The sequence below is a fragment of the Paenibacillus sp. FSL R7-0026 genome, from assembly GCF_038004485.1.
Taxonomy (GTDB): Bacteria; Bacillota; Bacilli; order Paenibacillales; family Paenibacillaceae; genus Paenibacillus; species Paenibacillus xylanexedens_A.
The window spans coordinates 1239066-1258880 of sequence record NZ_JBBORG010000001.1; the positions used below are offsets into that span (position 1 = coordinate 1239066).

Annotated in this window: 15 protein-coding genes; 5 read left to right on the plus strand and 10 right to left on the minus strand. The window is 48.0% G+C overall.

Annotated features, from left to right (window positions below; genetic code table 11):
- Positions 1 to 341: 341 nt before the first annotated feature.
- From MKY44_RS05475 to MKY44_RS05510, 8 genes are all read right to left on the minus strand, one after another.
- On the minus strand, positions 342 to 530 hold the full coding sequence (locus tag MKY44_RS05475) for a hypothetical protein (protein WP_341006334.1): 189 nt from the start codon (positions 528 to 530) through the stop codon (positions 342 to 344).
- A 96-nt stretch (positions 531 to 626) separates the two neighbouring features.
- Positions 627 to 2459, minus strand: coding sequence for an ABC transporter ATP-binding protein (locus tag MKY44_RS05480; RefSeq protein WP_341006335.1), 1833 nt, complete (start codon positions 2457 to 2459; stop codon positions 627 to 629).
- Complete coding sequence (locus MKY44_RS05485) at positions 2452 to 4236, minus strand: ABC transporter ATP-binding protein (protein WP_341006336.1); 1785 nt, start codon at positions 4234 to 4236, stop codon at positions 2452 to 2454. The genes MKY44_RS05480 and MKY44_RS05485 overlap by 8 nt, the downstream gene beginning before the upstream one ends.
- A gap of 83 nt (positions 4237 to 4319) precedes the next feature.
- On the minus strand, positions 4320 to 4754 hold the full coding sequence (locus MKY44_RS05490) for a MarR family winged helix-turn-helix transcriptional regulator (RefSeq protein WP_341006338.1): 435 nt from the start codon (positions 4752 to 4754) through the stop codon (positions 4320 to 4322).
- A 268-nt stretch (positions 4755 to 5022) separates the two neighbouring features.
- Positions 5023 to 5970: an iron-hydroxamate ABC transporter substrate-binding protein gene (locus MKY44_RS05495; RefSeq protein ID WP_341006339.1), complete on the minus strand. Its 948-nt coding sequence runs from the start codon at positions 5968 to 5970 to the stop codon at positions 5023 to 5025.
- A gap of 60 nt (positions 5971 to 6030) precedes the next feature.
- Positions 6031 to 7047: a FecCD family ABC transporter permease gene (locus MKY44_RS05500; RefSeq protein WP_341006340.1), complete on the minus strand. Its 1017-nt coding sequence runs from the start codon at positions 7045 to 7047 to the stop codon at positions 6031 to 6033.
- 2 nt (positions 7048 to 7049) lie between these two features.
- On the minus strand, positions 7050 to 8123 hold the full coding sequence (locus MKY44_RS05505) for a FecCD family ABC transporter permease (RefSeq protein ID WP_341006341.1): 1074 nt from the start codon (positions 8121 to 8123) through the stop codon (positions 7050 to 7052).
- A gap of 99 nt (positions 8124 to 8222) precedes the next feature.
- Positions 8223 to 9953 (minus strand): AraC family transcriptional regulator, encoded by a 1731-nt coding sequence (locus tag MKY44_RS05510; protein ID WP_341006342.1) that lies wholly within the window; start codon positions 9951 to 9953, stop codon positions 8223 to 8225.
- 489 nt (positions 9954 to 10442) lie between these two features.
- Here MKY44_RS05510 and MKY44_RS05515 point away from each other — a divergent pair, with 489 nt between their 5' ends.
- Together MKY44_RS05515 and MKY44_RS05520 are read left to right on the plus strand one after the other, a co-directional pair.
- On the plus strand, positions 10443 to 11444 hold the full coding sequence (locus tag MKY44_RS05515; protein WP_341006343.1) for a Gfo/Idh/MocA family protein: 1002 nt from the start codon (positions 10443 to 10445) through the stop codon (positions 11442 to 11444).
- A 20-nt stretch (positions 11445 to 11464) separates the two neighbouring features.
- Positions 11465 to 12088 carry a pyroglutamyl-peptidase I gene (locus MKY44_RS05520; protein ID WP_341006344.1) on the plus strand — a complete coding sequence of 208 codons (624 nt, stop codon included), beginning with the start codon at positions 11465 to 11467 and terminating at the stop codon, positions 12086 to 12088.
- 1172 nt (positions 12089 to 13260) lie between these two features.
- Here MKY44_RS05520 and MKY44_RS05525 read toward each other — a convergent pair.
- Positions 13261 to 14103: a 1,4-dihydroxy-6-naphthoate synthase gene (locus MKY44_RS05525; protein ID WP_341006345.1), complete on the minus strand. Its 843-nt coding sequence runs from the start codon at positions 14101 to 14103 to the stop codon at positions 13261 to 13263.
- Entirely contained in the window at positions 14100 to 15005 is a 906-nt protein-coding gene (locus tag MKY44_RS05530; protein ID WP_445670637.1) for a futalosine hydrolase, read from the minus strand. Before MKY44_RS05530 ends, MKY44_RS05525 begins: the two co-directional genes overlap by 4 nt.
- A gap of 1218 nt (positions 15006 to 16223) precedes the next feature.
- Between MKY44_RS05530 and MKY44_RS05535 the strand changes: the two genes are divergently transcribed.
- Genes MKY44_RS05535 through MKY44_RS05545 form a run of 3 tightly spaced genes read left to right on the plus strand, consistent with a single transcriptional unit; the run spans position 16224 to position 19537 of the window.
- Positions 16224 to 16613, plus strand: a complete 390-nt coding sequence (locus MKY44_RS05535; protein ID WP_036606399.1) for a GntR family transcriptional regulator — start codon at positions 16224 to 16226, stop codon at positions 16611 to 16613.
- Positions 16606 to 17508 (plus strand): ABC transporter ATP-binding protein, encoded by a 903-nt coding sequence (locus MKY44_RS05540; protein WP_341006346.1) that lies wholly within the window; start codon positions 16606 to 16608, stop codon positions 17506 to 17508. The genes MKY44_RS05535 and MKY44_RS05540 overlap by 8 nt, the downstream gene beginning before the upstream one ends.
- Entirely contained in the window at positions 17483 to 19537 is a 2055-nt protein-coding gene (locus MKY44_RS05545; RefSeq protein ID WP_341006347.1) for a hypothetical protein, read from the plus strand. The genes MKY44_RS05540 and MKY44_RS05545 overlap by 26 nt, the downstream gene beginning before the upstream one ends.
- Positions 19538 to 19815: the final 278 nt, after the last annotated feature.

Consider the following 19815-nt stretch of genomic DNA (forward strand, 5'->3'; position numbering starts at 1 on the left):
AAAGTTAATGTGTGGAGACCACATCGGTTCCGATCATTTTAGCTATATAAGAGTGTGACTGCAAATTCAAGTAAGCAATATGATGATGGAGGTCAGCGTATAAAAGTCTGAAGTTCGAGCCGGTTGACCTGGCGAATGGGTAGTCGATTTTCTAAGGAACACAGGACGTCTTATTTGGCCTTCAGGTCCTTACTTTAATTTGTAAGAAACTTCAGGCACGTTATTTCCCAACATCCCATGAAAAAGCGCTGAAAATGGCTATTTATTTGGATATAACGTGGCTCAGGTTCCTTAGATTTCTGAGAGAGCTTCAAAAGCTTGAATAAGACGCCTCAGATTCGTTAGAGCTCGCGCATACTCTGCTCCAACAGCGCGCGAGAAGACTCCTCCGGCCTGCACCAAGCGGAAGAATTCCTCCGTCCCGCACCAAGCGGGGAGATTCCTCCAATCCCGCTTGGTGCGAAGTGGAGTTTTTCATGTGGAATGGAGAATATCCGCTTTTGTGGCGTATTGATCACTTGTTCCCACACGAAGGAAATGTTCTCCTACATTCAGGATACAGCGCACTTACTTGCTCCGTACGCGCTAAGGTCCGCTTCGGCATGCAGTAGCTTTGCAGACACGCTTTAGTTCGACTTATTGAGCTGTCCCTGATGTAACTGATAATAGAATCCTTGTTGCTGCATCAACTCGTCATGGCTTCCCCGTTCAGCGATCTGTCCATCATCAATGACGAGAATCTGATCGGCTTCACGAATCGTGCTCAGTCTGTGGGCGATAACAAAGCTGGTGCGGTCTTTCATTAAAGTGCGCATCGCTTCCTGGATCTTCATCTCTGTACGCGTATCAATGCTACTTGTTGCTTCATCCAGAATAAGAATGGCCGGATCAGCCAGAATTGCCCGGGCAATGGTCAGCAGTTGTCGTTGTCCCTGACTCAGGTTGCTTCCTCCGGAAATGATGGGGGTGTCGTAACCCTGTGGCAGTTTGCGGATGAACGAATGTGCATTCGCCAGCTCAGCCACTTGCCTGATCTGTTCATCGGTTGCGTCCGGCTTGCCATATGCGAGATTGTCGCGAATGGTACCCGAGAACAGGTAGGCATCCTGAAGTACAATGCCGAGTTGTCGACGGAGTTGATCCTTCTCCAGTTCCGAGATGTCACATCCATCAATGGTAATCCGTCCGCCTGTAATCTCGTAGAAACGGGGCAACAGGTTGATAATGGTCGTTTTGCCTGCGCCGGTGGGTCCAACAAGTGCAATCATCTCACCAGGTTTTGCAGTAAAACTGACCTTCTTAAGAATGTCTCGATCCGCACTATATCCGAAAGAGACGTCTTCAAATATCACTTTACCTTGAATCTGGTCCAGTTGTTTCTTCTGTTCCTCCACGTATTCGCCAGGCGTATCCATAATGTGGAACACACGTTCAGCACCTGCGATTGCAGCCTGAATCAGATTGTACTGATTGGCCAGATCGTTGAGAGGCCGCTCAATCTGGCGGGAGTAAGCGAGAAAGCTGACGATTAGTCCGATGGACGTCAGACCATGATAAGCCATCCATCCACCTACAGAAGCCAGTATGGCAAACCCGATATTGTTCATCACGTTCATCGTAGGCCCAACCAAACCTGAAACAGTCTGGGCCTGTGTGCTGGATGTGCGCAGTTTCTCGTTTAGGTTCTGAAAATGTTGATGTGCCTGATCCTGACGGTTATAAGCCGCTACGACTTTTTGTCCAGCAATCGTTTCCTGAGCATACCCATTAAGCTCACCAAGTAATTTCTGCTGGGCGGTGAAGTGTTTGCGTGTTCTTGACGCGATCAGGCGAGTGGCGATGGTAATCAAGGGTACAGTCACCAGACTGAGCAGGGTAAGCCGAACATCGAGTGCAAACATGATCGACAAGGAACCAACGAGCAGGATGGCACTGGACATCAATTGAGTTACGCTTTGATTCAGCGTTGTAGATACGTTATCGATATCATTGGTGGCCCGGCTCATCAGGTCCCCGCTTTGATTTTTATCAAAAAAGCTAATAGGCAGCTCTTGCAGTCGGGAAAACAACGCATGACGCAGATCTTTAACGGTCAGTTGGGACACCCCAATCATGACATAGGATTGCGCCCACATCAGGAGTGAGCCGAGGACATAAATACTCAACAAGAGGAGACATTCCTTCAGCAAACCCGCTGTTACTTTTGGAACGATATGTTCGTTAACGGCGCGTCCGAGAAGATAAGGTCCTGCCAGATTGAGCAGTGTGCCGAGAGCGGTGAGCACTAATGCAGCAATGACTCCTTTGCGATGACGTCCCATGTATGACCATACCCGAATCAGGGCGTGGCGAGCATTTTTGGCTCTGACTTTGGGAACAGGTCCTCTGCCCGCTGGTCCGGGTCTTCCGATGGGCGGCACGACGGTTTGGTGTATGGAGGAAGATGCAGGTTTAGCCAAATTGAACATCCTCCTTCCGTTGCTGCGAATAATAGATGGCTTGATAGTGTGATGAATGAGCCATAAGGTCATCATGTGTGCCTCTGGCAACGATCTGTCCTTCATCAATGACATATATACAGTCTGCATCCTTCACGGAAGAGATCCGCTGTGCAATCAAAAAGGTCGTGCTGTCTTTCATCAAGGTCTGCAAAGCCTTCTGAATACTTGCTTCCGTACGCAGATCCACAGCACTGGTGCTATCATCCAGAATCAGCACTTCCGGTTGCATAAGCAGGGCGCGTGCAATGGAAATACGCTGTTTCTGCCCACCGGACAGATTGACCCCGCGCTGACCCAGTTCCGTGTCATACCCGTCTTTCAATTTCATAATAAAATCATCCGCTGCCGCAGCTTGTGCCGCAGCACGCAATTCAGCATCCGTTGCACCGGGCCGGCCGAAGCAAATGTTATCCCGGATGCTGCCGCTGAAGAGGATGGATTCCTGGAGCACAATGGATACACGGCTGCGAAGATCCTGAAGATCCCAGTTGCGAACGTTCACTCCATTCACGAGCACTTCACCCTGCGAAGCATCGTATAGACGGGGAATCAGCTGCACCAGCGAGGTTTTGCCTGAACCTGTTGAACCGATCAGAGCCACTTTCTCGCCCGGCCGAGCCTTCAGGTTAATTCCGGTGAGTGCATGATCTCCGTCATAACGGAAAGATACGTCTCTGAACTCCACTTGACCGCCTGTGTGCGAGGGAAGGGGAGACGGTTGGTATGAATTCTGATCACGGGCAGACGGGGTTGACTGTACATTTCCGGAGTTGTCGGTTCCCGATTGGATATCCGGCTGTGTATGTAACACCTCGTTGATCCGGGCAGCAGATACCTTGGCGCGGGAGAAGCTCATCATCATCATGCCGATTGACGTGAGGGACGAGAGTACAACCGTGACATAGTTGATAAAAGCAATCAGATCTCCGGCAGCAATATCGCCTCCCACTACCTGGAAACCTCCAAACCACAGCACGGCTACAATGGTAGCGTTCAGCATCAAGCTGAGCACGGGTGCATTCAGCGTTACAATACGCCAGGCTTTGACGGCGGTTGTAGTGTAATCTTCGTTGGATTGTTTGAACCGTTTTTTCTCCAGACGTGCACGTGCAAACGCCTTGACGACACGAATGCCGGCAAGATTTTCCTGAAGCACAGCGTTGACCTGATCAAGCTTGCTCTGCACACTGGCGAACAGCGGATAGGATGCTTTTATCAGGATAAATAAAATAATAAACAGTACTGGCACAGTCGCAATAAGAATGAGTGCCAGCTTCACACTGATCGTAAACGCCATGATGATACTACCAATGATCAGCATTGGTGAACGGATAAACATCCGCAGCAGCATCTGTACAAAGGTCTGCATCTGGGTAATGTCACTGGTCAGACGGGTGATCAGAGATCCTTCCTGAAACGTATCCAGATTGCGGAAGGAGAAGGTTTGAATATGGTCAAACAGTTCCTGGCGAAGATCGGTGCCGTATCCAACGGCAGCTTTGCTTGAATAAAGTGTACAGCCTGCGCCGCCAACCCAGCCGATTAACGCAACAAGTAGCATGATCAGACCTGTAGTCACGATATGGGGCAGATTCCCTGCAAGTACACCATCATCCACGATGCTGGACATCAGCTTGGGTTGGAGCAGGTCCATGGTTACCTCAAGTACCATGAGCAACGGGGCAACGATTGCCGCCGACTTATACGGGGTCAAGAATCGTTTTAACGTCCACAATAGGAAATCACCTCAATCTTCATAGCATAAGTGAATCAATTTCATAATACCGTTAGCTGCTTCAATCGCGAGTCTGCATCACCTCAGGATTCACGCAGGTTTTGGAGCATACGCTGTGCAAGTGCAGACATGATCTCGGATTCTTCCGGTGTAAAATCTTTCTGGGCTTGCTGTTCCAACTCCTGAATCACTTCTCTCAATTCTTGTAGCGCGGAGCGCCCCTGATCCGTCAGGTATACCCGCAGACTGCGCATATCTTTTGAGTCTGCTTCGCGTCTCACATAACCGGATGATTCCATACGCTTGAGCATCACGGTTACCGTTGCGGGACTGCGCTGAAGTTGTTCGGCCAGGTTTTTCTGGGATTGGCCATCTTCCCGTTCAAGCTGGAACAGCAAAGGGGGCTGCCCCGGGTATAACTCGGGGTGATTCACAAGTTTCTCATGAACCTTGTAACGTTTCAGTTTCACGAGTTCGGATAGCTGTCCCATTAACCGATCATTTTGGACTGGGTTCATATCATCCGCTCCGTTCATATCCTTTTAGTTAGTCGACTAACTAAATCTTAAGTTTGATTTGACATATCGTCAAGTGAATGCAAGTCGTTAATTTTGGATTTAAGGTATTTTCAGGTCGATTGGCTGGAAAGTTAAACAAGTATAATAGATAAGAAAAAAACAAAAACCTCTGCTTTGAGCGGAAGAGAGTATGATAACTAACTCTGTTCCGGTCTCTAAGAGAGGTTTTTTGGTATTGTGACACGTTTAGTGTGGAGTGTACGGAAAATTATTTTTTGGAGAACATTTCTTTGGCTTCATCCATGGCCATTTTATTACCGATCGATGAGTAATCGAGCCAAGGTTGTGCGCCAATCGGGTAGACATGGCCGGCTTTGACTGCTTTCAGACCTTGCCAGATCGGATTGTTTTGCAGCTCCTTGAACATAGTTTGGGCTTCATCATCCGAATTCACAACTACAAAGATCGCATCTGCATCATAGTCTGGCAATATTTCACGGGAGACGACTTGATACGGTTTAGTCGAATCGATATCTGTGATCCCTTTGGCAGGAGTCAGACCGAGATCCTCATACAAAATGGGACCCATGGGACGGCGTGTACTGAATACACGTAACTCTTTGGCAGTAACACGGATCGCCATCACAGTCCCATCACCAATCGTGTCATGAATCAGAGATTTCACTTCTTCCGTTTCGGTCGCATAGTCTTGAATGTATTGCTCGGCTTCCTTCTCGCGATTCACGAGTTTGCCAATGTCTTTCAGATGGTCGCGCCATGTACCGTCATCCAGATTGAAGACATGCACCGGAGCAATTTTTTCGAATTTGGCAATATCACCACCGGAGAATTCTTCGTCCAGATAGATCACATCGGGTTTTAGGGCAAGCAAAGCTTCCATATCCGGGTCTTTAACCGGACCAAGTGGCGTTGTATTTTGAAGTTGATCAGCAACATGGGACAGGAAACCTTTGGCTTCGCCACCGATAACGGAACCAACCGGAGTAATGCCGAGTGACAGCAGATCATTGGTCAGATGGATCGACATGGAGGCAATGCGTTGCTCTCCCGAACTTGCACTGTTGTCCTGATTTTTGGTTGAAGTATCCGTTGACGAACCACCAGAAGTAGATGATGAATTATTGGTCGTTCCACAGGCTGCAAGCACAAGCACCAGACAGATACTCATGACAAGCATAAGATTTTTCTTTAACATGGGTAGTCACATTCTCCTTGAACATCTCTTGGATGTCTTTATTGTTTTTTGAAAAAAAGATCACTTGCTTCGTACTAACAGGTACAAAAAGTAAGGTGCACCAATCGCAGCAACCACCACGCCTGCCGGAATGGCATTAGGCTGAAAGATCGTTCGCCCGATTGTATCGGCGCTCACCAGAATAACCATACCGATAAGCCCGGCAGCAGGAGTCAGATGCCGATGCATCGGACCGACAAGCCTGCGCGCCAGATGCGGCGCTGCCAGACCGATAAAGCCGATTCCACCAGCCATGGATACACTAACGGCAGACAAAGCCACGGCACAGAGCAGCAAAATAATACGCTGGGATCGGACAGGCGTCCCGATACTGGTTGCGGCAGCATCTCCAAGATTGAAGGCATCGAGTGTTTTGGATCGACTCCAAATATAAGAGATACATAACACCACCCAAGGAAGCAAAGCTTGCACATGAATCCAATCCCGGCCCCAGACGCTTCCTGCCAGCCAGCGAGCGGCAAAGGAATAGGTGTCTTCATCCAAACGCAGGGATAGATAGAGTGTTAACGCATGGAACCCGGCCGCTACCGCAATTCCCACCAGAATCAGCTTAATGGGTGATACGCCGTGGTGCCGATCGTAAGACAACAGCATGATGATCAGGGCGGCGGCAACACTGCCTGCAAAAGCAAACAATGGAATCAGCAAGGCCACAGAACCATCCATCGTAAAGGAAAGACTAACAAACACCATTAGTCCAAATGCTGCCCCCGCATGTAATCCCAGAATACCTGGGTCCGCCAGAGGATTGCGGGTGATCCCTTGCAAGGCTGCTCCGGCAATACCAAGTCCCGCTCCGGCCAGTACAGTTACCAGGATGCGGGGCAGTCGGTAATCAAACAGTACAATCTGATCATCCGAACTGCCATTACCAAGCAAAGTCTGTAACACAGCCGCTGGGGAGAGACGAATGGTTCCCGTGTTCAGGCTGATCACAATAACTGCAATGGCGATGCAGAGCAGCGTGATACTGACGACTATCGAACGTTTACCTCGTGAAGGTGTATTAAAATTCATCGCTACAAGGCCCTCCTTTCTTTACGGGCCAGATAGAGGAAGAACGGTACACCGACAAAAGCGACCATAATGCCTACCGCGAGTTCCTCGGGCGGGTTCACGATGCGTGAGCCCAGATCGGCGAGCACCAGTAATATCGCTCCAAGCAGAGAAGACATCGGAATGATGAGTCGATAATCCACACCCACCAGTTTTCGTGAGATATGAGGGATGACAAGTCCGACAAATCCAATCGAGCCTACTGCCGACACGGACACACCAGCCAGCACAACAACCGCTGCGAGGGCGAGAAACCTCGTCCAGCGCAGATTAATCCCGAGATTAATCGCCACTTCTTCACCGAGTGACATAAGGGATACACGCCGGGCGAGTGGCATAATCAGTACTAGTGTGGCGAGCAGCACGGGAAGAATCAGCTTGAGGTGCCGCCATTCTATTCCGCCAAAACCTCCCGCATACCAGAAGGCCAGATCCTGACTCAGGTCAAAATAAATGGCAACGCCTGTGCTGAGCGAGGTTAACATGGCTGCAATAACGGCTCCGGCAACGGTCAGTCTGATGGAATTCAGGCCACCAGGTGCTACCATTCCAAGCAGGAAGATAAGCAGTGTGCCGAGAACAGCCCCCAGGAATGATAAAAACATAATCCAGCCGTACGGCAGTCCGGGCCAAAAGGCAAAGCTCAGTGCCACGACAAAAGTGGCTCCTGCATTGATGCCCAGAATGCCCGTGTCTGCCAGCGGATTACGCGTAATGCCTTGCATTAAAGCTCCTGCAACGGCAAAGGCAGCGCCGATAATAACCGCGGCAAGGACACGAGGCAGCCGCAGCTCATGAATAATCTGATGTGGTGTCAAAGCTGGGTTGTACTGAAATATGGCAGCCCATACGGTTTCCAGAGTTAACCCTTTGGCACCTAAAGAGATTGCGACAAACATACTTAGCAGCAGTATGGCTATGGCAGACAAAAACGTCAGCCCAACGGTCACTGCAGATTTTCTTGAATTAGACGGACGATGTGGCAGTCCCGGATGTTGAATACGGGTCACTCCTTTGGTACCAACAACGTATTTCATTGTTATTGATTATCATTATCAATTAGTGATCATTATAGAATCTTAATTCAGGCCCGTACATGGCATAAATTAAGATTTTGGAGATGGACATTTTTTAGATTACAAAAGTGAAGGTTTGTTCGTCAACATAGAGAGCGCTTCATCGAGCTGGATGTTGATGGAATATGGAGCATATACGACCCATGAGTTCCAGTCGATGAGATGTACACGTCCGTTTTTTACCGCAGGATGGCTGTTCCACAGTGGATTCGAAGCCATCTCTTTCAACAGTGTTGCCTTTTCATGCATAGAATTAATCGCCAGTACCAGCACATCTGCCTCCAGCCCGTCCCATTCTCCTGGTGTGAAGGGCAGCCAGTTGAATCCAACGCCGGGAGATTTGCCAGCCAGTTCGGTCCGAATGCGCTGAGGAGCGGCCAATTGCAAGGTTCGATAAAAGACATGTCCAAAGTTGCGATGGCTGTACATCCGTGGACCTTTAGGCGTTAACGTGCCAACGGCAACGGTGATGTCCCCGACGAATTCCTTGATTTTTTTGCGTGCACGCTCTGCCTTACGTTCATGTCGATCCAGCCAATCTGTGGCTGCTTGGGTACGATCCACAATGGATGCAATCTGATGCAGATGACCAAAGACGTCTGTCTGGTTCCAGGGAATCGTGATGATAGGGGCGACATCACCAATATGCTCCATCGCTTTGGCAGCTGCATTGTCCTTGGTCAGAATCAATTCTGGATTCACATCCAGGAAAGCCTGACGTCCCTGTTCCCAAGGTTCATAGGCGTGGAAGGGCAGCGTCAGCGATTTGGGCATATGAGGAAGATGGCCTTGGATCTGAGCTGCGCATGGTGTGATACCCAGTGTCATCAGGTGATCCGTGTATGGGTAGGAGAGCGACACGATATTCCGATGGACCTGCTTCGCATAGGAAGTGGGAGCATATCCAGCATGGTTCCGGAAACGTCGGCTGAAATAAAATTCGTCACGGTAACCCACTTCACGAGCCACATCACGGATACGCAGATCGGAAGTGAGCAGTAATTCCTTGGCCCGGTTCATACGCAGATGAGTGATGTATTCAATCGGATTCTTCTGCATGCGGCTCTTGAATAGCTGCGAATAATACGACGGGTGCATGTCAGCCAGTTCAGCCAACTTTTCCAGCTTGATCTCGTGCATATAGTTTTCGCGCATGTATTGCAGGGTGGACCTGAGCCACTGTTCGGGTTCATCCTGCCCAGCCACTACGTCAGTCTGGTCTTCTTGAGGCCAGAGTATATGTAACAGTTCCGTCAGGAAGAGCTGTGCTTTCAAGCCTGTTTCCAAACCTTCGTTGGTCAGTTGTGTAAGCTGTGCGGCAATGCGCTGTATACCGTAAAATGGGCCCTGAATCCAGCCTGTAACAGGTGAACTGAGCTCACGTTCGTAGATTCGTCTGGCTTTTGTTTTCTCCGTAGCCCGATACATATCAAAGCGAATGATATACAGTTCAATATCATAATCTTCATCACTAATCAGTTCAATTGCAGTTCCTGGTAGGGACAGACAAGCTGATTTGCGAACCACGTGAGATTTGATCCCATTCATGATCAGTTGGCCTGTGAATTTGTGCATGTATATGAAAGTATGATGAGCTAACTCAGTTGTGGACCAGCGCCATTTCTCACGGGTTATAATATGTTCTGCCTGACGAAGTTCGATCAGGGTATCATTCAGGAATGTATCCAGCTCTGCTCGGGTTGAGGATTCCTTTTCTGAATTGGGACTTGTCTGCTGATGCAACAGGTGTGGATTCTTGCCGCTGTGGGCGGTACCTGGGATGGTAGTCATGGTGTTATGCGTCCTCCTCTCTTTTGAACAGTTTAGGTAATGATTGAATCTGGAACGTACCATATTTTCTCGGACATGAAGGTCTATTTTAAACGTCTATTGATGCGTTTTGCATGATGTTATCATTACTGACTGTCTTGTCAAAAGCACGTTTGCAGTATAGTCAGATGTTTTATGAATAGCACAGGGTATATGATCCCGTTATCAGATGTGATCGATAGTTTAACCAGATTGTCGCTAGTTACAAGTATGTTTACGGACAAGACTTCTTGGCCCTAGTCTGCTGATAATCTTAGCAAATCTACTGGAGAATTGAAATGTACACAGATATGTTCGAGGCCCTGATGAGCTTGAATTCTATTGAAAGCACATAATCGAAATCGTTTTCTGACGTAAGCGTTTCTTTTTGGTAAAATAAAGGGGATAACATGTTGGCCTGATCTGAATCATGAACCTTTTCAACTCAAATTGCAGTAGGGAGGCTTTAATATGACAGAAGTAGTGGGACGGGACAAAGTACGTTGGGGCATTATGGGCACGGGATGGATTGCATCCCAGTTTGCAAGGGATTTGGAGCATGCGGGAAACGCTGTGAAAGCAGCGGTAGGTTCACGGACAGCGGGAAGTGCGGAGAAGTTTGCAGCTGAATATGGTTTTGCACGCGCTTACGGTTCTTATGATGAAATGCTGCAAGATCCTGAGGTAGATATTATCTATGTGGCAACACCTCATCCTTTACATAAGGAGAATGTGATGGCTTGTCTGGAGGCAGGCAAAGCGGTTCTCTGTGAAAAGCCGTTCACCATGAATGCACGTCAGTTGGAGCAGCTGGTGGAGACTGCACGGGAGCGCAAGCTTTTTCTAATGGAAGGTATGTGGACACGCTTCTTGCCACCCATTGAACAAGCCAGAGCATGGATTGCAGAAGGACGGATTGGTGAAGTTCGTTTGGTCCAGGCAGACTTTGGATTCCGTGTGGGCTGGGAGCCGGAAGGAAGGCTGCTTAATCCGGATCTGGGTGGAGGCGCATTGCTGGATGCAGGGGTGTACCCGATTTCCTTTGCTTCGATGATCTTTGGCGAACAGCCCCAGCATGTATGGAGTACGGCCAATATCGGTGAGACGGGTGTGGACGAGCAGTTTTCCGTATTATTGTCCTATTCCGAGGGGCGTTCTGCATCACTGAGTGCTGCCATTCGTCTGAACCTCAGTAATGAAGCGGTTATCTACGGTACGGAAGGCAAGATTCGTCTACCGTTATTCCTGGCGGGAAAAGAAGCTTATTTGCATGTGAATGGTCAGGACGAGCCCGAAAAGTTCACGGATGATCGAACGTGCATTGGTTATGCTTTTGAGGCAGAAGAAGCGGGACGTTGTATCCTCGAAGGTCGGACGGAGAGCAACACCATTAAACTGGACGAATCCCTGGAAATCATGAAGCTGATGGACACAATTCGGGGTCAGTGGGGATTACGTTACAAATCGGAGTAACAGACAGGAGCTGACGTGTGATGGTGAAGATTCTGATATCCGGGTTTGAACCTTTTGGCGGGGATGCGGTGAATCCGACGGGGGCATTAATGGATGCTCTTGCAAACGAAGTGATCGAGGGTGCTGAGCTAAAAACAGTACTGTTGCCCGTGCACTTTGATGAATGTGCAGACCTGCTGATTGCAGAGATGGAAGCCTATCGGCCAGATGTCGTCATCGCCTGTGGGCTGGCCAAGGGCAGAACATCCATCACACCGGAGCGGATTGCCGTGAATGTCAAAGACATTCCGCCTGGTTCCTACGCGGATAACCAAGGACAGCGTCCTGTGGACGAGCCAATTGTAGACGGCAGCCCGGACGGTTTGTTCTCCACGTTACCCATACGTGCCATGGTGAATGACATGTCGGCAGCAGGCATTCCGGCTTCGGTATCCAATACAGCAGGCACGTATATATGCAACAACACGATGTACCGGGTGCTGGATCACATTCGAGCAGGGCAACTTCCGATCCGTGCCGGATTTGTACACTTTCCCGCCTCCACAGAGATGGCTGTGTTGCAGCCTTCCGTTCCGTCGCTGCCTATTCCCATGATGCTGGATGCGCTGCGGATCATGATCCGCACGGTTGTGGCTGATTCGTAGGGGATGGTTGCGATCGTTCGGTTGCGGTTGCAGCAGATCGTAGGTGACGGTTGGTTGGATTCATAGACCGCAGTTGTGAGAGGGAGAGCAGTGGGTTGGGACAGGGTAAAGTAGGGTTCAAGATGACGTGGAGAGCATGGAGTTGCATGGGTTTCTTTCTGCTTCAATCTTGGGTTGAGTAGAGTGATAGATATGAAGTTGAACATAGAGTGAAAAAAGAGCTGTCCCATCGTCATAAGTCTGACGTTAGGGACAGCTCTTTCTATTTCGTGTGTCATGTGTAGTGTAGTCCAACATGGTTAGTGAGGTCACTAGTTTGCAGCAAAGTATCTTGATGAAAGTTTTTTGCATAGGTAAAAATTAGACTCTAAAACCGCAAACCCGAAACCCGGTAAGGCTTATATAACTTTTGCTGGAGAGTAGGGATTCAGCGAAATAGGTGCGGGGGGGTTTAAGGATAGACTCCGATTCGTGAGCCTTCTAAGCTTCTGAATACGACCTTTACTAACCCTAAGTAACTAAGCTCTTACAAAACAAGACGTAAGGACACCGCCATCATCCTGGCTAGCTAAGTGGTTTGTATCCACGAAAACCACGAATAGACTTCTCCGAAGCTTACTCCTCAGAACACCTTGGAACGGACTCAAACGAATCGAGCACACGCTATTCGCCGAGAATCCGCACACACCAATTTCTAACGAATCGTAGGATCGTTATTGGGTAGAATGAAGCGAATTTGTTGGTGATATGACCGATTTCTAACTGAATAGTGTGTCTGGGATTCGTTAGAATTTTCGTAGCATGATATTTGGCTAAATAAGGTGCACTGGGTTCGTAAGAGAAAAACCTGCGAATTTCTAGCACCCTAAGTCTACTTTTACAAACCACTTAAATTTCGAATCCCCGAATAGGCTTCTACGAAGCTTGCTCCTCAGAACACCGTGGGACGGACTCTAACGAACCGAGCACACGCTATTCTAGGAAAATCTGCACATACCAATTTCTAACGAATCGTAGAAGCGTTATTGTGTGGAATTAGGCGAGTTTGTTGACGATATGAACGAATTCTAGCCGGATACGGTGTCTGAGATTCTTTAGAATTCTCATACCACGTTATTCGGCTAAATAAGATGTGCTGTGTTCTTTAGGTATAGAGCGTACAGATATAGTTGTTAGATTCGCAACAGATCAAGGTCGAACTCGGGAACGAGTCCTTCTTTCATGGCACGTCCAAGTAGTGCAGTAATCGCACCGTAGCCATCATCGCCCAGATTGGCGCTGAATTCGTTAACATACAGTCCGATATGCTGTGCAGCTACGTCAGGGTCCATTTCTTGGGCATGTTCCATAACGTATGCTCTCGACTCATCCGGGTGCGCCCATGCATATTCAACGGAGGCGCGTGCCCATCCGGCGAGGGCATGAGCGTCCATGTTGCGACGTGCGATGATCGCTCCAAGCGGGATCGGAAGGCCTGTGTCGCTTTCCCACCAGTTCCCGAGATCTGTCATTAGTTTGAGGTCATAATTCTGGTATGTGAAGCGTGCTTCATGGATGACAAGTCCGGCATCGATCTTGCCGTCTCGCACAGCAGGCATGATTTGGTCGAATGGCATAACAACAATCTCGCCTACACCGCCCGGAACATTTTGCGCTGCCCACAGACGGAATAATAGATATGCTGTCGAGCGTTCACTTGGCACAGCAACCCGTCTTCCAGACAGATATGCTGGATCGGTCGTGCCATTTGCGGTCAGAACCAACGGACCACATCCTCTGCCAAGTGCGCCTCCAGCAGGAAGCATAGCATAGTCAGATAACACGTATGGCAGTGCTGCATAAGATATTTTCATCACTTCAGGTGTGTCGGGGCCATCCGGATTTGCTGCCAGACCATTGGTAATATCAATATCAGCATAACGGACATCCAGCTCAGGTGCGCCCGGGATCAAACCGTGCACCCACGCGTGAAAGATAAATGTATCATTTGGACAAGGGGAAAATGCAATTTTCATGATGTAATAACCTCCCGTAAAATGGAACTTGCAGCCTGAAGCGCATCGAGGGCGTCCTTGATGCGCCAAGCGTCGCGGTCGCGTGGACCGACCGCGTTGGATATGGCCCGCAGTTCGAGTGCTGGCACGCCGAACTGCTGAGCAGCTGTTGCCACGCCGAAGCCTTCCATACCTTCGGCGGCGGCATCCGGCACGCGGCGCAATAGCTCCGCGGCCGTCTCCGCTGTTCCGGTCGCCGTGGACACGGTGACCGCAGTGCCTCCGCTGACAGCGAGCCCGGCCCGCTGCAGCTCATGGCGCAGGCGAGCGGCAAGCTCCGCGTCCGCCGCCACAATGGACGAGCCGAATCCGAGCTCGTCCACACTAAGGAAGCCGTCTGGCGTCTGCGAGCCCAGATCGGCAGCAACCATAGCGTCGGCTACCACGAGGGAGCCGACGTCTGCCCGGCCGGGGAACCCGCCGCCGATGCCGGCACTGATCACCAGCATGTAGGCTGGTGAATATCCGGTCCCGGCAAGGGGCCCCGGCCTTGAAGATGTGGCAGATGCCTGTGCCACATCGGATGGGCTTGGCGCAGTGGAACCCTGCGCCAACACCCTTGTGCTTGCAGCCGCTACGGCATATGCCAATGTAGCGGCTGTTCCTGCTGCGGCCGAGGCTGGGCCAACGCCCGCAGCGATGACGTCAAATCGTTCCGCGGCTGTATCTCCCAAACCGCGGAGGACCGCATCTTTCTCCGCATCAACCGCGGTTACAATTAACACACGTTGTGATGAATTTGCTTGGACCGGACTTATATCTGAAGTGTTTATTGCCCCGGTTAAATCCCCGTGGTGTCCACTATTTTCGAATGATGCGTTTGGTTTATTATTCTGATCTTTATCCTGTCTATGTTCATTCATCTCGGATTCTCCTTATGAGGTATTAGAAGTGTAACATATGCCCTCCATAGTATCTTTCTTACAGCAAGCTTTTAGTTACACTTCTTAGGGTTCTACTTACTTCTATATTTTCGTGTAAATGTATAGTTCAGCTTATAAAAATGGAATTCGGGCATATATTTGTCCACTATAAAAGGACATTTATCTTAATTTTGTCTTTCAAAGAGTGGACACTTTTTCTAAAAAGATACTATATCCATCCAGGAATATGAAACACTACATATAGATTTTTTAGGACTTAAATTTTCAAATAATCTATATGTAGAATATCAATTCCATGGTGATTTCTCATGTCCGTGTCCACCTTTTGAAAGACATATCTACAATATGTATGCTCAGTGCGGACAGCACGAGTTGGCACTCCAAATGAGCAGATAAACGATTGAAAAGGCTGAAGTCTGCCCCGACCCATTCAACGCAAATCATATATCGACCTTCGGATTATTTACCACAAACCAAATGAATAACTGGCCGGGTCTACACCCGATCCCTATATAGTAGCTCATTTGTGCAAACCCGAATTTAAAGCAAATACACAGTTTTGCTAACTCTGATATAGCTGCCCACTTTACGGCCTACCGTTTGTGCAGACAATAGATCTATAACGCGAGACAACACAACACAACACAACTAACGCATAACAGACCCAACAATCATTCAGATTAAACGCGCCCAAAAAAGTAACAAAGATACAGTGATTACTGAACATAAGTTTATCTCCATCATAACGGAAGGGGAAAGACCTGAACAACCTTTGCATGTAATTCTGTCAAAATCGGTCAAGCAAAGGTTTTGGGTAGCCGTATCACTTCGAGTAGTCACATCTAGCCACATCGCTTCAGATAGCCGTTTTGCCTCACCTCATGTGAACGCCACCCTGATCGTGCCGCGTCCTAAGCCGGAATGAACCTGCTTCCCAAAATTATATATGTCATTTGAACCATATAAACTCTCTTTATTAACGTACTCCCAATAAAACAAGAAGTCAAAGTCAACGGTTGACAATTCGATTTAACTGTATTAATAATAGTAGTACAGTTAATACACCTAAGAGTTGAATACGTACAGCTGTACAGCTTAGGTAATGCCTTTTTACAGCCAGATAACTACACATACACCTCAGATACAGTCATTTAAACCCATAGGTTATTTCACACATGTACAGAAAGGAGGTGCGGGATGTTCGAATTAGATGTACGCAGCCGTAAGGCGATCTACGAGCAACTAGTGGACAAAGTCAAAGAAATGATCGTATACGGTATTCTAAAGCCCGACGAGCAGCTTCCTTCCGTTCGTGCATTATCGACGCAGCTGACCGTGAATCCAAATACGATTCAGAAAGCGTATCGTGAGCTTGAACGTGAAGGTTACATTTATTCTTTGCAGGGAAAAGGGAGCTTCGTATCATCGTCAGTGGAACATCCGAATGAAGCCATGAGAGATGAGATCAGAGAGTCTCTGGTGAAGTTGATTGCAGAAGCTTCGTATTCCGGTTTGACCAAAGCGGATATGACGCTTTTGTTTGAGGAAGCGATGGCCCGTATAGAGAAGGAGGAGCCTCATGATTGAGCTGAATCAAGTCGTTAAAGCGTTTGAACAGGAAAAGGCAGTGGATGGCGTAACGATGCAAATACATAAGGGGTCGATCTACGGTTTGCTCGGTTCCAACGGGGCAGGCAAGACTTCGCTGCTCAAAATGATGGCTGGCATCTATCGTCAGGACAGCGGGACTGTTCGTATCGAAGATAATGAGATTTATGAAAATATGGATCTCAAAGGCCGCACAATTTTTATGGCAGATTCGCCGTACTTTTTCCCGCAATCTTCAATAACTCAGATGGCTGCATTTTATCGTTCGGTATATCCGCGCTGGAATGAGGAACGATTCAAGCAACTGGCTACTGTGTTCAAACTGGACGTGAAACGCAAGTTACATCGCATGTCCAAAGGTATGCGCCGTCAGGCAGCCGTATGGCTGGGACTTAGCTGTATGCCTGAAGTGCTGCTGATGGATGAGCCGATTGACGGCCTTGACCCGGTCATGCGCCAGCAGATCAAGAACTTGCTTTTCCAGGAAGCAGCTGAGCGTCAGGTAACCATTGTCATCTCGTCCCACAATTTACGTGAGATCGAAGATCTATGTGACCATGTGGCAATTATGCACAAAGGCCGAATTATTGTAGAGAAGGATCTCGATGATCTGAAGGCCGATACGCATAAAATCCAGGTCGCTTTCCGCCACCCGGACCATGCGAAAGCCATGGATGAGCAGATTGATATTTTGCATGAAGAGAAACGGGGAAGTGTATCCCTGTACATTGTCAAAGGCAACCGACAACAGGTAACGGATCAATTCCGTATACATGATCCGTATCTGCTGGATGTACTGCCTTTGACGCTCGAAGAAATCTTTATCTATGAAATGGAGGACGCAGGGTATGATATTCAACCGATTGTTCTGTAACCGGGGCATCCTGATCCAAAATTTCAGACAGCATGGATGGATAGGCATTTTGTATCTCATCACATTGTTGTTCTCGTTACCTTTATATATTGGAACACAATATATAGAAGTGCCTCTGGAAATCACCAGTCTGTTTCAGGCCAATGAAATTCATCTGCTATTTGCGCTGACCTTTCCTGTCGCCATAGCTCTGCTACTCTTCCGCTATATTCAAACTGGTGCACCTGCGGACTTATACCACAGTCTGCCATTACAGCGTAAACATCTGTTAACGATGAATCTGTTGACTGGATATGTCATGATTCTGCTTCCGATCTGGATAACCACCGGGATTACCGGGTGGGTATGGGCGGTGCTCGATCAACCATCCTATATTTTCAGTGGTCATGATATCTGGATGTGGGGCGTGACGATGAGCATCTTCTCATTGTTTATGTTTACCCTGACGGTTTCCGTGGGAATGTGTATAGGCCAATCTATTCTGCAAGGACTTACAGTTTTTGGTCTAATATTAATTCCGGTGATCTTCTGGGGAGTTTATGAGCTTCATTTACAACGTTATTTGCTTGGCTTTACGTACAATAATTCGAGTAACTTTAACATGGAAAAAACATCCCTGCTCTTCCGAATGAGCTCTATGGGTTATTATCCTCCAGAATGGGGGGAATTGGGAATTTATGCGGCTATAACTTGTATACTCTTCGTGTTGTGTTATGTGCTGTATGCGAGAAGACATGTAGAGTCGGCGACACAAGCAATTACGTTCAGGATCGTCAAACCCATCTTCCGTTTTGGATTCATGTTCACATTGGTATTATTAGGAGGTGCCTACTTTACCAGAATTGCTCCTGAAGGATCAGGTGTATGGGGTATCTTTGGTTATCTGCTAGGTGGTGTGGTTGGTTATATTGGTGCTGAGATGATTATACGTAAAACATGGCTCATCTGGAGCAGCAGGTTACTCCCCCGGTTTGCAGTATATGGTATCGTGGCAGGATTAATTTTGTATATCCCTGTAGCCGATTGGAACGGTTACGCTAATAATGTGCCCTCAAAGGAAAATGTACAAATGGTACGACTGGGAGGAGACCATTACATCTATGTGAATGATAAAAGTGTAAAACTGGATGATAGCCCATTTTATTCAGATACTCCGGGTTATGTGGATGCTGTGCTTGCACTGCATCAGAAAATTGTGCACTCCGATCTGCCTTTGCTCGAAAGAGTACGTAATCAGAACAGCGGTCAGAACAGAAGCAACGATGAATATGTATTGATCGACTACCAACTCAATAATGGGAAGACGATGACACGTAGGTATCAGATTCCCGAAGAAGAATTCAGGCAGGAATTAGCAGAGGTGAAACAGTGGGAAGATTATAAATCAACGACTTATGACACCTATGCACTGGATGAAGATGTTCGCAGTATTGGTATTCGATCCAGTCTCAACTCGGAGCGTAAAGTATTCATTAGCGATCCTAAGCTGATTCGTGAATTCAAGGAACTTTTGAAGTCTGAAATACTCAATCAGACATATGAGGACCAGCTATCCTCATGGGAATCGTTCGCTTCGATAGAAGTCTATCAGGATTATCTTGATGAAGCATCTTCCAAAGAAAAGCTGGATCGACCGAGCCACAGTGTGAGTTATCAGTTCAAGGCAAGCTATGGCCGCTTGAGGGAATGGCTCAAACAGAACAATCTCTATGATCAACTTACGGTATCGGCTGAGGATATGGCTTCTGCCCAATTTGTTAAACAGGAGATTAATAATCCAGGTAAATACAGAATGGTGTATCCTGAGCCTAATTTTGTGGATGTAAATATCGATGGTAACAGACAGGTCGCTACCAAAAACAAAAAAATAATCAGCGATCTGCTCCTACGCCAAAGAACCGGTTTTTACACCGATCAGGATACGGTCTACCAAATTAAGCTTAACTCGGTAAGGGGGTCGAACATCTATATGATGTTAAAAGAAGAGGATCTGACCGAGGAAATGAAAGCTATTTTGGTCATTCAATAAGCTGAGTTGTATACGTTGTTGATTATATGCGGGAAGGGTTCTCCCGTTGATTGAAGGGTTGATTTTAGACCAGTCAAACTAGCACGACTTGACCAGATCCAATGAATGGAATATATTAGAAAAAGGAAAGATTCGAGCGACTCGTTCAATCGAATCTCATATGGAACGGCTTATGAGGGAAGCACCCGTAAGAGCAGGCAAATGCCTGACTTGCGGGTGCTTTTTTGTCGTTCGCTGATTTCGTTGGCTATTCTTCTGCGAGGAAATGGAGGTGGAGC